The 13,930-nt window shown below is 65.1% G+C and carries 10 protein-coding genes; 6 read left to right on the forward strand and 4 right to left on the reverse strand.

Translation table 11 applies throughout. From position 1 onward, the window contains the following. Nucleotides 1–12 precede the first annotated feature (12 nt). From AC25Z0_RS13205 to AC25Z0_RS13215, 3 genes are all read right to left on the reverse strand, one after another. Entirely contained in the window at nt 13–1,380 is a 1,368-nt protein-coding gene (locus tag AC25Z0_RS13205; protein ID WP_488120112.1) for a M1 family metallopeptidase, read from the reverse strand. A gap of 100 nt (nt 1,381–1,480) precedes the next feature. After that, nucleotides 1,481–4,993, reverse strand: a complete 3,513-nt coding sequence (locus AC25Z0_RS13210; protein ID WP_488133491.1) for a Pls/PosA family non-ribosomal peptide synthetase — start codon at nt 4,991–4,993, stop codon at nt 1,481–1,483. Further along, entirely contained in the window at nt 4,903–5,679 is a 777-nt protein-coding gene (locus AC25Z0_RS13215) for an AMP-binding protein (protein ID WP_488133492.1), read from the reverse strand. Before AC25Z0_RS13215 ends, AC25Z0_RS13210 begins: the two co-directional genes overlap by 91 nt. Before the next feature lie 352 nt (nt 5,680–6,031). Here AC25Z0_RS13215 and dxr point away from each other — a divergent pair, with 352 nt between their 5' ends. After that, nucleotides 6,032–7,117 (forward strand): 1-deoxy-D-xylulose-5-phosphate reductoisomerase, encoded by a 1,086-nt coding sequence (gene dxr / locus AC25Z0_RS13220; protein WP_488133493.1) that lies wholly within the window; start codon nt 6,032–6,034, stop codon nt 7,115–7,117. Here the strand turns inward: dxr and AC25Z0_RS13225 are convergent. After that, a complete protein-coding gene (locus AC25Z0_RS13225) occupies nt 7,114–8,037 on the reverse strand; it encodes an NAD-dependent epimerase/dehydratase family protein (protein ID WP_488133494.1) in 924 nt (307 codons plus the stop codon). The two genes, dxr and AC25Z0_RS13225, sit on opposite strands and share 4 nt — an antisense overlap. Before the next feature lie 176 nt (nt 8,038–8,213). Here AC25Z0_RS13225 and AC25Z0_RS13230 point away from each other — a divergent pair, with 176 nt between their 5' ends. From AC25Z0_RS13230 to AC25Z0_RS13250, 5 genes are all read left to right on the forward strand, one after another. Further along, entirely contained in the window at nt 8,214–9,125 is a 912-nt protein-coding gene (locus tag AC25Z0_RS13230) for an ABC transporter ATP-binding protein (protein WP_488120116.1), read from the forward strand. Then, nucleotides 9,122–9,961 carry an ABC transporter permease subunit gene (locus AC25Z0_RS13235; RefSeq protein WP_488120117.1) on the forward strand — a complete coding sequence of 280 codons (840 nt, stop codon included), beginning with the start codon at nt 9,122–9,124 and terminating at the stop codon, nt 9,959–9,961. The genes AC25Z0_RS13230 and AC25Z0_RS13235 overlap by 4 nt, the downstream gene beginning before the upstream one ends. Before the next feature lie 133 nt (nt 9,962–10,094). After that, nucleotides 10,095–11,483, forward strand: coding sequence for a M50 family metallopeptidase (locus AC25Z0_RS13240; RefSeq protein WP_488120118.1), 1,389 nt, complete (start codon nt 10,095–10,097; stop codon nt 11,481–11,483). A 135-nt stretch (nt 11,484–11,618) separates the two neighbouring features. Next, complete coding sequence (locus AC25Z0_RS13245) at nt 11,619–13,067, forward strand: sensor histidine kinase (protein WP_488133495.1); 1,449 nt, start codon at nt 11,619–11,621, stop codon at nt 13,065–13,067. Next, complete coding sequence (locus tag AC25Z0_RS13250; protein ID WP_488133496.1) at nt 13,064–13,813, forward strand: response regulator; 750 nt, start codon at nt 13,064–13,066, stop codon at nt 13,811–13,813. Before AC25Z0_RS13245 ends, AC25Z0_RS13250 begins: the two co-directional genes overlap by 4 nt. The last annotated feature ends 117 nt before the right edge of the window (nt 13,814–13,930 follow it).

Below are 13,930 nucleotides of genomic sequence, written 5' to 3' on the forward strand. Positions count from 1 at the left end.
GGGAAGCCGGGATCAGTCGCGATACCCCCGCGGAAGCTTCGGCAGTGCAGTGTCGAACAACCAGAGGCCGAGCAGCGCGCTGACGGAGCGATCCGTGTATCCGCTGGCATGTGTCACGAACTCCGCCGTCGTCACTGAACCGAACCGCTTGAGCGCTGTCCACTCGCGCAGCATCGTGAAGAACAGCTCACTGCCGATCGTGAGCCGTAGAGCGTGCAGGGCAAGCGCACCGCGCTTGTACACCCGGTCGTCGAACATCAGGTCGGGGCCGGGGTCGCCGATCAGGATGTCCTGCGGCAGCGCGCTGAGCTTTGCCCAGTACGACTCGGCGAGGCGTTGGGCGGTTGGCCCGCCCGACTCCTCAGACCACAGCCACTCCGCGTAGCAGGCGAAGCCCTCGTGCAGCCAGATGTGCTGCCACGATGACACGGTGAGGCTGTTGCCGAACCACGAGTGGGCGAGTTCGTGCGCGATGAGTCGGCTGGAGCCGTGCGCACCGTCGACATGGTTGCGGCCGAAGACCGACAGGCCGTGGGCCTCAAGCGGAATCTCCAGCTCGTCATCCGTCACGACAACGGTGTATTCCGGGAATGGATATGGTCCGAACATCCGCTCAAAGGATTCGATCATGGCGGGCTGTCGTGCGAAGTCGGTTGCAACGTCTGCAGCGAGGTCGACCGGGATATATGCCCGCTGCGGGATGTCTGCTGCGGCAATGGGATGCAGGGCGTAGTGCCCGATCTGCACGGTGGCCAGGTACGTGGCCACCGGTTCGGCGGTGTCGAAAACCCACACGGTCTTGCTCGCCTTGATCGTGCGGGAGACCAGTGTTCCGCACGCCACGACGCGGTACGGCGAGTCCGTGGTGATGGTGAGGGTGACCGTCGCCTTGTTGCTCGGGTGGTCGTTGCACGGAAACCAGGTGGGCGCGCCGCACGGTTCGCCGGCAACCAGCACGCCGTCGGTGAGTTCCTCCCAGCCGACATCACCCCAGAGGCTGCGCCGTGGTGCCGGTGAACCGCCGTAACGCACGGTGATGGTGAAGCGCTCGCCGACTTCGAGTGGGCGTGCGGGAGTGATGGTGAGCTTGTGGGCGCTTTGCGTGAAGCGAGGCGCTCGCACGCCATTGACGCGCACCTTCTGGGCAGAGAGCCCGGAGAAATCAAGGCTGAACCTGCCCAGCGGATGCGTGGCCACCGCCGTGATGATCGCCGTTCCTGCCAGCCGATTGCCGGCGACGCGATAGTCGAGCTCCACGGCATAGTGCGTGACGAGATAGCCGCCATTGCCGCTGCCCGGCAGGTACGGGTCGCCGAAGCTTGCCGCGCCATGGGTCTTTTCCTCGTCGGCAGCTGTCACCTCGCCAGAGTAATTGATCATGCGGCGTAATCGATCATCCGAGGTGACCCAGGCGACCCATCATGCGACCCGTCAGGTGTCCCATCACGCAGGGCGACCCATCGTCCGGCTCTGCTGCAGGTCATGAGGATCGCCCCGCGTTCCAGGGCGCAATCGGATTACCAGCCCAGCGACTTGAGTCAGGCACGAATTCGCCGCGCATGACGAGGGAGGCAGGGCCGACAGTTGCGTGGGAACCGATGGCGGCCGCGGGCAGGATCACGCTGTGCGGGCCAAGCGTTGCACCGTCGGCGAGCACGACGGTGTCGAGCGACATCACCCGGTCGTGGAAGAGGTGGGTTTGCACGACGCAGCCCCTGTTGACCGTCGCACCGTCGCCGAGGCTCACCAGGTCGGCCTCAGGCAACCAGTACGACTCGCACCAGGTGCCCCGGCCGAGCCGCGCGCCGAGGGAGCGCAGCCACCAGGCCAGTGCGGGTGTTCCCGTCGCCGCGACAGCGAACCACGGGGCGGCCACCAGTTCCACAAAGCAGTCAGACACTTCGTTGCGCCAGACGAACGACGACCACAGCGGATGCGCCTCCACCCTGATTCGCCCCACCAGAATCCACTTCATCACTGTCGTGACGCCCGCCGCCACAGCTCCGGCAACCAGCATCGCCACGCCGGACAACAGGATCGTCACGGGTGTGCCCCAGGCCGCGATCATCCATTCGAGTCCAACGATGATGCCGAGCGCGATGGCGGCAGAGACCACGACGGGCACGAACCGGCAGCACTCCCAGAGCAGCCGTGCGATGCGCAGCGCGGTCGACGGCTGGAAGGTGCGGGTCTCATCGAACTCGGCCACCGCGCGCCGGAGACGCACCGGCGGATTCCCGAGCCACGACGACCCTGATTTCGCTTTCCGTGGGGTTGCAGAGAGCACGGCGACGAGTCCGTTCTTCGGCACAGTGCGTCCTGGGCCGGTCATCCCCGAATTGCCGAGGAAGGCGCGTCGGCCGACCTTTGCCCTGTCGATGCGCATCCAGCCGTGCCCGAGTTCGTAGGAGGCCACCATGGTGTCGTCGGCGAGGAACGCCAGGTCGCCGATGGTGGTGAGCGAGGGAATCAGCAACACGGTTGAGGCTTCGACGTCCTTACCGACGCTGGCACCGAGCATCCGCAGCCATACAGGGGTGAACAGGCTCGCGTATAAGGGGAACAAGATGGTGCGGGCGGAATCCAGCAGGCGCTCCGTTGCCCACACCTGGAAGCCGATGCGACTGCGCACCGGGTATGTGCCGGGCACCAGGCCGATGCTGAGCACTCTGACGGCGACGACGGTGAGTCCCGCGTAGACGACGCCGCCGGCCGCCGTGGCGACGGGCAGCCAGAGCAGTGCGCGAAGTGCGGCCCCGCCGAGGTCGGTTGTACCGGTGATGCCCGCTCCGATGATCAGGAGCGCAACGGCAATGGCGAGTACCGGCAGGGTCGAGAGCGCCACGGAGCCGGCGCCGTAGGCGACGAGCCAGCGGGTACCGATCGGCGGCCGCTCGTCTGGCCAGTCGTTCCGTGACTTGCCGATACGTTCGGCGGGGGAGCCGGCCCAAAGCTGGCCGGCGGGCACCTGGCCGTGAACGGCGGAGCCGGCCGCAATCTCTGCACCCCTGCCGATACGGGTGCCCGGCAGCAGCGTGCTGCGGGAGCCGATCGTGGCATCCGCTCCAATCTGCACGGCACCGAGCCGCAGGATGTCGCCGTCCAGCCAGTAGCCGGCCAGGTCGACCTCTGGCTCGATGGACGCGCCAGCCCCAATCTTGAGCATTCCGGTGACCGGAGGCAGTGAATGCAGGTCGACGCCTGGCCCGATTCTGGCGCCGAGGGCCCTGGCGTAGTAGCTGATCCAGGGCGCTCCGGCCAGGTTCGCGGCGCCGACCAGATGCGCCACCTGTTCGGCGAGCCACAGTCGCAGGTGCACGGCGCCGCCACGCGGATAGTCGCCGGGTTTCACGCCGGTGAGCAGCGCCCTGGCGGCAACGACCGAGATGGTCATGCGACCGGCTGGGGTGACGAAGAGGATGAACCCGGCCAGGATCCACCACCAGGACGTGGAGTCGGCCCAGTGGGCGATCCCGGTCAGGGCGAGCAGGTTGTTCACGATGGCGAGATAGACGATCCAGCGGAGACCGACGATCACGTGCAGGGGAATCCCGAGCACGGTCTGTATCACTTGCGTTTTCAGCGGGGTCGGCGTGACGGTACGGCGTTCCTGTGCCTCTCGCGGTATCCGGGAGTCCAGCTCGACGGCGAGGGCGCCGATGCGGGGATGGTCGTAGATGTCAGAGACCGTGGTTTCGGGAAAACGGGTGCGGATGGCGGAGACCAGCTGTGCAGCAGACAACGACCCGCCGCCGTGTGCGAAGAAGTCATCATCGGGTCCGGCTACCGGCGTGCCGAGGATGGCGCTCCACTGGCTGGCCAGCCAGGTCGCTGTCTCGCCGAGGCCGGCGAGGTTGGCCTCTGCATCACCGACCATTGGCAGCGGCCAGGGGAGTGCTGCACGGTCAACTTTGCCCGACGTGCGGGTGGGCAGTGAGTCGACGATGGCGAGCAGCGGGACCAGGGCAGCGGGGAGTTCATCGCGGAGTCGCCGGGTGGCGGCATCCGTGTCGAAAGGCGCCGCTGGGTCGGTGGGCGCGAGGTAGCCGACGAGCACGTGGTTGCCGGCCGGCGTCGTCTGGACGACGGCTGCTGCGCCGCCGACTCCGGGAATGGCGGCCAGTGCGGCATCGATTTCGCCCAGTTCAATGCGTCGTCCGCCGAGCTTGACCTGGTCGTCTGCGCGGCCCTGGAAGAGAAGACCGGCTGGTTCGTAGCGCACGAGGTCGCCCGAGCGGTATGCCCTGTCCCAACCGAGGCTCGGAAAGGGAGCGAACTTCTCAGCGTCTTTGGCGGGGTCGAGGTAGCGGGCAAGGCCGACGCCGCCGATGATGAGTTCGCCGACGTCGCCTGCGCCGACCGGTTGGCCGTCGGCGTCAACGACGGCGAGGTCCCAGCCGTCGAGGGGGAGTCCGATCCGGATCGGGGGAGTGCCGTTCAGCAGCGCGGCGCAGGAGACCACGGTCGCTTCCGTTGGCCCGTAGGTGTTCCACACTTCACGGCCTTCGACGGCGAGGCGTTCGGCAAGCTCTGGCGGGCATGCTTCGCCGCCGAAGATAAGCAGGCGCACCAGCTCGAGCGATTCGACGGGCCACAGGCCAGCGAGCGTCGGCACCGTTGAGACGATGGTGATGCCGTGGGTGATGAGCCAGGGACCAAGGTCGACGCCGGAGCGCACGAGCGACCGGGGTGCTGGCACCAGGCATGCGCCGTTCCGCCAGGCGAGCCACATCTCTTCGCAGGACGCGTCGAAGGCAACCGACAAGCCGGCGAGCACGCGGTCACCGGGTCCGATGGGGTCGTGCTGCAGGAAGAGCCTGGCTTCGGCGTCGACGAATGCCGCGGCGGAGCGGTGCGAGACGGCGACGCCCTTGGGGACGCCCGTCGAGCCAGAGGTGAAGATCACCCAGGCGTCGTCGTCTGGGGTGGGGTCGGTGATGCGGGGGAGCGTGCCTGTTGGCGTTGGCGTTGGACTTGGTGCTGGTGGCTGCACCGTAGCCGTAGCCGTAGCCGTAGCCGTAGCCGTAGCCGTAGCCGTAGCCGTACGTANGTTGGCGTTGGACTTGGTGCTGGTGGCTGCACCGTAGCCGTAGCCGTAGCCGTAGCCGTAGCCGTAGCCGTAGCCGTAGCCGTAGCCGTAGCCGTAGCGGTATCTGTATCCGAGGCCGCCGCAGCCGGAATGCTGCCCTGCCCGCGCGGGACGAACGAGCCATCGGCGCCGACAACGCCGACGACATCCGCTTCGCCGAAGACGAGCTCTGCGCGTTCGTCTGGATCATCGGCGTCGACGGGCACATAGCTCGCGCCGGCGGCGATGGCGGCCAGGATCGATACGTACAGGGTGCGTGAGCCAGACGGAATACGGATGCCGACGCGATCGCCGTTCGTGACACCGGCGGCGATCAGTGCGGCCGCTTGTGCCGTGACCAGCCGCATCAGCTGCCGGTAGCTCAACGAGCCGTCGGCGTCGATGAGAGCGGATGCCTGTGGATTGGCCTCCGCGCTCTCACGAAGAATGTCGATCAGGGTGCGCGGTTCTGGCGCACGATCGCCCGCCAGCAACAGGCCGGTGGCGCGGTTGGGCACCTCCGCCAGATCAGTCACTGCCACTCCGGTCATGCTTTCCCCTGTCCTCCCCGTTTCCATGATTGCGCAATCCGGGCGCTCTGCACCGTTCATGTCGCAAATACGCTCCTGTCCTGCACACGCCGGCACAGCACTGGCGCAACACCGGCACGGTATTGGCGCAACACCGGCGCTCGCCGAAGGCTAGGGGTGCTCGGTGTCCAACGGGTGAACGGGACACGCGGCCCACCGCCGCAGCCGCAGCCGCAGCCGCAGCCGCAGCCGCAGCCGTATCCGCTGCCGCAGCTAGAGTCCAGCCACAGCCGAAGCTGCTGCATCTGCGCCTGCCAGCGCTATCGCGTTCGCCGCTTGCCGGTTGCCGCGCTCGCCGCTCGCCACTCGCAGAACGGACCTCCAGAGCTGACCTCGCCAGCGCCGAAACGGAGGCGGGCCTAGCATGGGGAGGGTGCAGAGAGTAATAATCCTCGGATCAACCGGTTCTATTGGAACCCAGGCGCTCGACGTGATCAGGGCGAACCCCACCCGGTTCGACGTGGTCGGACTGGCGGCGGGCAGCAATCGTGCCCTGCTCGACGAGCAGGCAGCGGAATTCCACGTTGAGAACACCGCGCTTGGCGCCGTAGAAGCAGAACAGCTGGTGCGGGATGTCGATGCCGACGTCGTGCTGAACGGAATCACCGGTTCCATCGGGCTTGGCCCGACACTGGCCGCGCTGCAGGCAGGTCGTACGCTCGCGCTGGCGAACAAGGAATCTCTCATCGTGGGTGGCGACCTGGTGAAGTCAATCGCGGCTCCCGGCCAGATCGTGCCCGTCGATTCGGAGCACTCAGCCATCGCGCAGGCGCTGCGCTCAGGGACAGCGGATGAGGTGCGTCGGCTGGTGCTGACGGCATCCGGTGGACCATTCCGTGGCAGGACCCGTGAGCAGCTGGCATCCGTCACGCCAGCCCAGGCCCTCGCCCACCCGACGTGGAATATGGGCATGGTTGTCACCACGAATTCGGCGACCCTGGTCAATAAGGGCCTGGAGATCATCGAGGCGCACCTCTTGTTCGATGTCGGCTATGACCGCATTGATGTCGTGGTGCACCCGCAGTCTGTCGTGCATTCCATGGTGGAGTTCATCGATGGGTCGACCATCGCCCAGGCGTCTCCGCCCGACATGCGTCTGCCCATTTCACTCGGACTGGACTGGCCGAACCGCGTAGGTGCTGTTGGCGCGCCCATCGACTGGACCGTTGCACAGTCCTGGACTTTTGAGCCACTCGACGATGTGGCATTCCCCGCAGTCGAACTGGCCAAGACCGTCGGTCGCGCCGGCGGTACGTATCCAGCGGTGTTCAATGCCGCCAATGAGCAGGCTGTCGCCGCATTCCACGATGGGCGCTTGCCGTTCCTCGGCATTGTTGACACCGTGCGGGCTGTCGTTGAATCACATGAGCAGGATGGTGCGCTGAGCCTGGACTCGCTGGCTGCTGCTGAAGAGTGGGCGCGGCGTGCGGCAGACAAGGTGATCGGCAGCGGCAACTAGTCCGTCGGCTCGCGGTAACTCTCTGCGGTCGTCCGGAGCGACGCATCCCAGTCGGGAGCTTGCAAGCCCAGCTCTCTTTTCGTCTCCGTGGCATCAATGACAAACGGCACAACGAATTGATAGCTCGATGCCGAAATCTCTCGCATCATCGGACTGGCCATTCCCAGGGCACGCAGCATCCACTGTGGGTAACCCGAGACCTTTCCCCTGGTGCCGTACATGGCATTCAGCTGGGCGGCGATCTCGTTGCGACTGTACGCGGCGCTCGGCACATGCCAAATGCGCCCCCATTCACCCTGATAGTCGGCGGCGGCAATCAGCGTCGTCGCGATATCGGGCAGATAGCTCCAGCTATGGGTGACGGCTGGCTTACCGACCACACGGGCGGTCTTGGATGCCAGTACCGCCGTGAAGAAGGACTCGCCGAGGTGGGCTGTGCCTCCCGAACCGGGACCGAAGTAGTCGCTTGCCCGCACCTCAACGGCCTTGATCTCCCCGCGCCGGTGCGCCGCAAGTACCTGCTGCCAGCCCGCCTTGCGAATGAGCCCCTTCTTCTCCGTGGTGCGTTCCGGCGAATGCTCGGTCATCACACCCGTCGGCGAACCATAGGGATACAGGTTGCCCATCACGACCAGGTTCGCACCGCTGCTGGATGCCGCAGCAATGGCTGCAGAGAAGATCGGCGGCCAGTCGGTTTCCCAGTCGGTATACGGCGGGTTCGTGCAGAGGAAGATCGTGGCGGCACCGTCGGCTGCCCGGCTGAACGCCGATGGATCGCTTGCGTCGAGCGTGAGCGGAGTCGCACCGGCCGCACGTGAGCCCGAGCGGGTTGCGATGGTGACGTCATCGCCGCGTGCGGCGAGCCGCTCGGCGACAGGGCGTCCGATCAGACCGGCGCCAACGACGAGTTGATGTGCCATGACTGTCTCCTCAACTGGTTTGCTTGGAACTCTAGATGAAGACGGCACATTTGACTGCTGCTGGCCGCGTTCGCGTTGCATAAGGCGTTCACGTAGTACTCAGGTATGACAGCGCCGTCGCGAACGCCCTCCTTGCGGCGGATGCCAACGTGCGCTCAGATTTCTAGGCTTGACGCATGATTGAAATTCAGGGCTTGACCAAGACGTACGGCGCCAAGACCGCCGTCGACGATGTGACATTCACGATTGCGCCAGGACGGGTCACCGGTTTCCTGGGGCCGAACGGTGCGGGCAAGTCCACCACGATGCGCATGATCGTCGGTCTTGACCGTCCGAGTGCAGGCACCGCGTTGGTGAACGGCAAGCGTTACGCGGAACACGCTGCGCCCCTCCACGAAGTCGGGGCTTTGCTTGACGCGAAGGCCATCCACACCGGCCGCACCGCCTACAACCACCTGCGCGCCATGGCCGCGACTCATGGCATCAGCCAGCGCCGTGTCCACGAGGTCATCGCCATGACCGGCCTCGAATCCGTGGCCAAGAAGCGCGTCGGCGGTTTCTCGCTCGGAATGGGTCAGCGCCTCGGCCTCGCCGTCGCCCTCCTCGGTGACCCCTCAACGCTGATCTTTGATGAGCCAGTCAACGGCCTCGATCCAGAGGGTGTGCTGTGGGTGCGCCAGCTGTCACGGCAGCTTGCCGCAGAGGGTCGCACCGTCTTCTTGTCCTCCCACCTCATGAGCGAAATGGCGCAGACGGCCGACCACCTCATCGTGCTGGGCCGCGGCCGTGTTGTCGCTGATGCGCCCGTCGCTGAGATCCTGGCTGCCGCGACCGGAACATCCGTTACCGTGCGTACGCCGAGGGCCGGCGATCTCGCGAGGTTGATCGCCAGCGCGGATGTCACCGTCACCAGCACGCAGGCCGACCTCCTCAACATCACCGGCCTGGCTGCAGCGCAGATCGGCGAGGCTGCTGCTCAGGCCGGTATCGCGCTGCACGAACTCACCCCTGTCACCGCCTCGCTCGAAGAGGCATACCTGTCGTTGACTGAAGACGACGTCGAGTACAAAACGGAGCTTGCACGATGACCGCCACATTGACCCCCCGTACCGCCTTCACGCCCGCCCGCCCGGAGAAGACCGGCGTCACTTTTGGCCGGGTTCTCCGCTCTGAGTTGATCAAGCTCACGACGCTGCGCTCAACCGTGTGGTCGTTTGCGATAGTCGTGCTGATGTCTGTCGGGCTGGCTTTCCTGATGTCGATCAGCCTGAGCGCAGAGTACGTCCAGGATCTTCCAGCTGAGGTGCAGACAAGCATGCTGGTGCAGGCAGCGACATTCGGCACCTTCTTCGGCCAGCTGGTGATCGCGGTGCTCGGCGTACTCGTCATCAGCGGCGAATACATGACCGGCATGATCAAGTCGACGCTCACGGCAGTTCCGCGCCGCTTGCCGGCCCTGTTCGCCAAAGCGGTTGTGCTGTTCGTCTCGTCGTTCGTTATTGGGCTGGTGAGCTCCGTCGGTGCATACGCCATTGCAGCGCCGATCCTGGCGACCAAGGGTATCGAGGCCAGCCTCGCCAACCCAGACGTCTACACGCCGATCCTGGCGTCTGCGCTCTACCTGGCTGTTGTGTCGCTGTTCGCTCTGGGGCTCGGCACAATCGTGCGCAGTAGCGCCGGCGGAATCGCGACGGCTGTCGGCCTGATCCTGATTCTGCCGCTGACCTTCGCGATAGCCGGACTTCAGTGGATGGCGGATGCTGGTCCCTACCTCATGATGAATGCCGGCATGTCATCCTTTGGCCAGTCTGCCTTCACCGGCGAGAGCCCCCTCGACACCTGGCAGCAGATCGTGGTCACGCTCGTCTGGGCGTTCGTCGCACTGGCGGCCGGTGCTGTGCTGTTGAAGCGCAGGGACGCGTAGCGGCAGCTGCCACACCCACCCTCTCTCCCGCCGACAGCAGTGTCGGCGGGAGAGAGGTTTTCGCGTTGTGGCCAGCGGAGCCGTTCGGTGAACGGCCAGCAGCTTCCAAGCATTCTGCGGATACGCTGATGCTGTGGAATCCGTGCTGCTATTCATCCTGGGCGTTGCCATCATCGTCATTGGCCTCGCCGTATCCATCGGCCTGCACGAAATAGGGCACCTGGTTCCCGCAAAGCTGTTCGGGGTCAAGGTGACCCAGTACATGATCGGGTTCGGCCCGACGCTGTGGTCGAAGCGCAAGGGCGAGACCGAATATGGCGTCAAAGCCATTCCGCTTGGCGGCTACATTTCGATGATCGGGATGTTCCCGCCCAAGGATGGTGGCGAAGCGCGGAGCGCCAGCACCGGTTTCTTCAATACCCTCGTTCAAGAGGGTGGCGTCGACGGCGCAGAGACCAAGAAGGCTGGCGCCGTCAGCACCATGGTCGAAGAGGCCAGGCAGGCCAGCGCCGAGACCATTGGTGAAGGCGAAGAGCACCGCGCGTTCTACAAGCTTCCGGTGTGGAAGCGCGTTGTCGTCATGCTCGGCGGCCCGTTCATGAACCTGCTGATCGCCATCGTGCTGTACGCGGTGCTGCTCATGGGCTTCGGTACCGCCCAGTCGTCCACCACCGTCGGCAGTGTCTCTGCCTGTGTGATTCCCGCCGCCAGTTCAACGCAGACCTGCGATTCCTCTGCGGAGGCCGCACCGGGCGCAGCTGCCGGCATCCAGCCGGGCGATCGTCTGGTGAGCATCAACGGTACCGAGATCACCAGCTGGGAACAGTCAACGGAGATCATCCGCAACTCTCCAGGCCAGGAGCTCAGCGTCGTCGTTGAGCGCGACGGCAATGATGTGACACTCGCGCTCACCCCGAAGCTCACCGAACGCTATGTGACGGATGCCACAGGCAACGTCGTCAAGAATGAATCCGGCGAATCTGAGACCCAGGAAGTCGGCTTCGTGGGCATCGGTGCGGCAGCCGAAATGGTGCGGCAGCCGGTCACCGCGGTTCTGCCCGCTGTCGGCGAGAACGTCGGCGGCGTTGTGCACATGATCCTCAACCTGCCTGAGCGCCTTGTCGATGTCGCCAACGCAGCATTCGGCCCTGGCGAGCGTGACCCGAATGGTCCCATCAGCGTGGTTGGCGTCGGCCGGGTGGCTGGCGAAATCGCAAGCATCGACACCATTCCGGTCGCCGACAAGGCCGCGACCATGATCGGACTGCTCGCCTCGCTGAACATCGCTTTGTTCGTGTTCAACCTGGTGCCGCTGATGCCGCTTGACGGTGGACACGTGGCCGGAGCGCTGTGGGAAGGCATCCGTCGCACGTTCGCGAAGCTGTTCAAGCGCAAGGATCCGGGGCCGGTCGACACCGCCAAGCTGATGCCGCTGACGTTTGCGGTCGTCATCATCCTCGGTGGTATGAGCTTGCTGCTCATCTACGCAGACATCGTGAAGCCGATTAACCTGTTCGGCTAGTTCGCACCGACAGCGCCTCGACTACTCCGCGATTACTCCTCCGCCACTACTCCACGGGGAGTAATCTGGCCGGTCTCTGGCCGGATGATGCGCTCCGGACAGGCTTCGCTCACCATGCGGACGTAGCATCGGGGTATGCCTCAATCCCGGCCTCCGGATTTCAGCTGGCACCAGCGTGCCGCTGAGCGGCGCGGTGCCGGCAGCGTGGGAGATGCGCCTGGTGCGGGCTGGCAGGGTGGACCAGCCAACGGCTGGTCGTCTGGCCCGTGGTTGTCCCCAGCGCTCCGGCTCTGGATTCCTGTGGTGCTCTCGTTCCTGGTACAGGTGCCGGCTGCAATCTTCTTTGTAGCTCGATTCCCGGATCGCTCCGGCGGAGTACTGGCGATTGCCCTTGCGCTCATCGGTCCGCTGGCGTTGATTGGTGCGCGCAGGTTCCCTGGTCCTGTCGTCGTCGTGACGGCGCTAGCGGCTGCGGCGCTGCTGCTGATCCGCCCGGATATTGGAACGCCATATCTCGCGCTTGGCTTCGCAATTGCGCTCGGGATCGTGCGGGGTGCACGCATCTGGGTGTACGCAAGCGTTGCGGCGGTGTGGGTGGCCACCATCGTGCTGGCCAGTGTGTTCGGTCTCGAGTTCGCACCCGTTCGCGTTGCCGTGCTGACACTCGCCCTGGCATTCGCCATGGGAATCGGTGAGATGGCGCGTGCTCGGCGCGAACGCTTCCGCGAGTTTCGACGCCTGGCCGATGACAGGCGGATGTCGGCTGAGCAGCGTGAACGCGTGCGCATTGCCCGAGAGCTGCATGATGTGCTTGCTCATTCGCTGTCGCAGATCAATGTGCAGGCGGGGGTCGGTTTGCATCTGATCGATAGCCAGCCTGAGAAGGCGGCCGAGGCGCTGGCCAACATCAAGGACTCGAGCAAGAACGCACTCGATGAGGTGCGTTCGGTGTTGGGGATCCTGCGATCTGATGGCGCAGACGGTGCAGCGGGTGCTGGGGGAGCCACGAGTGACGGCACCGGAGGCAGCGGCGCTGGCGGCAACAGCGCCGGCGGCAAAGGCAGTGCCGCGGGTGGCTTATCGAGCGCTGCCGACAGGCACATCGGTGGTGGCGTCGACGATCGTGCAGACGGCCAGATGCGGCCCAATGCTCCGCTGACTCCTGAGCCTGACTTCGCTGCGTTGCCTGCCTTGATCGATTCCTTCAGGGCCCAGGGGATGACCGTCACCTATGTGACGGCGCTCGAGGCCGAATCAGCGGCATCCGCTGCCACCCAGCTGGCCATCTATCGCATCTGCCAGGAGGCGCTCACGAACGTTCTGCGGCATTCAAACGGCTCTGGGGCATCCGTTTATCTGGGCTTTGATCGTGGCGAATACCTGCTCACGGTGACGGATGACGGCACAGCGGATGCCGCCAGTGATGCCATCGTGCACGGCGGCGGTCTGCTCGGAATGCGTGAGCGCGCTGAGCTTCTGGGCGGCAGTTTGCAGGTCGGCTTCGGTGATCGCGATGGATTTCACATCACGGCTCGGTTGCCGCAACGTCCTGAACCGCGGGCTCGAAGCTGGGCAGTTCAGTGATTCGGGTCGTGATTGCCGATGACCAGCACTTGATCAGGGCTGGCTTTCGGGCGTTGCTCGAATCGGAGCCTGATCTCGATGTGGTGGGGGAGGCTGCGACGGGGCGACAGGCGGTGCGTGTTGTGGATGAGACGAAACCCGATGTTGTGCTCATGGATATTCGGATGCCGGACGGCGATGGTCTGTGGGCGACGGAGCAGATCGTTGCCAATCCGACCCTCGGTGCAACGCATGTGGTGGTGGTGACTACCTTTGAGCTCGATGAGTATGTCGCGCATGCGATTCGTGCGGGAGCAAGTGGGTTTCTGGTCAAGGACACCGAGCCGGCCGAGTTGATCAGGGCGGTGCGGGTGGTTGCCGCCGGTGATGGCCTGTTGTCGCCGAGTGTGACCAGGCGATTGCTGCAGCGGATGGCCGCTGCAGGTGCGTCTGGACGTAGAACTGTTGGCGGTCCGGCTGGCGGCTCTATGGGCAGCTCAACCGACATCTCTGGCGTCGGTGTTGCCGTTGCTCCTGCCGATACCTCAGCGATCGAGGTGCTGACAGAGCGGGAGCGGGAGGTGCTTGCGCTGGTCGGACATGGGCTGACGAATGCCGAGATCGGCGAGCGGTTGTTTCTCAGTCCGTTGACGGCGAAGACGCATGTGTCTCGGATCATGGGCAAGCTGGCGGCGCGTGATCGTGTGCAACTGGTGATCGTCGCGTATGAGACCGGCCTGGTCGGTCAGGTAGAACAGTCGAGCTGAGCTGAGCTGAGCTGAGCTGAGCTGAGCTGAGCCGAGCCGAGTCGAGTCGAGCGCATACTCCCAACGGAGTAACGGAAGTGTCTTCCTGGGGCAGATTCGAAACGGTCGAGCAATGGC

The organism is Leifsonia sp. Y862 (assembly GCF_057669585.1).

Bases quoted from the DNA above. Each gene is read 5' to 3' on its own strand.
- AC25Z0_RS13205 (WP_488120112.1), bottom strand. From the start codon at position 1,380: ATGATCAATTACTCTGGCGAGGTGACAGCTGCCGACGAGGAAAAGACC.
- AC25Z0_RS13225 (WP_488133494.1), bottom strand. From the start codon at position 8,037: ATGGCACATCAACTCGTCGTTGGCGCCGGTCTGATCGGACGCCCTGTC.
- AC25Z0_RS13230 (WP_488120116.1), top strand. From the start codon at position 8,214: ATGATTGAAATTCAGGGCTTGACCAAGACGTACGGCGCCAAGACCGCC.
- AC25Z0_RS13235 (WP_488120117.1), top strand. From the start codon at position 9,122: ATGACCGCCACATTGACCCCCCGTACCGCCTTCACGCCCGCCCGCCCG.
- AC25Z0_RS13245 (WP_488133495.1), top strand. From the start codon at position 11,619: ATGCCTCAATCCCGGCCTCCGGATTTCAGCTGGCACCAGCGTGCCGCT.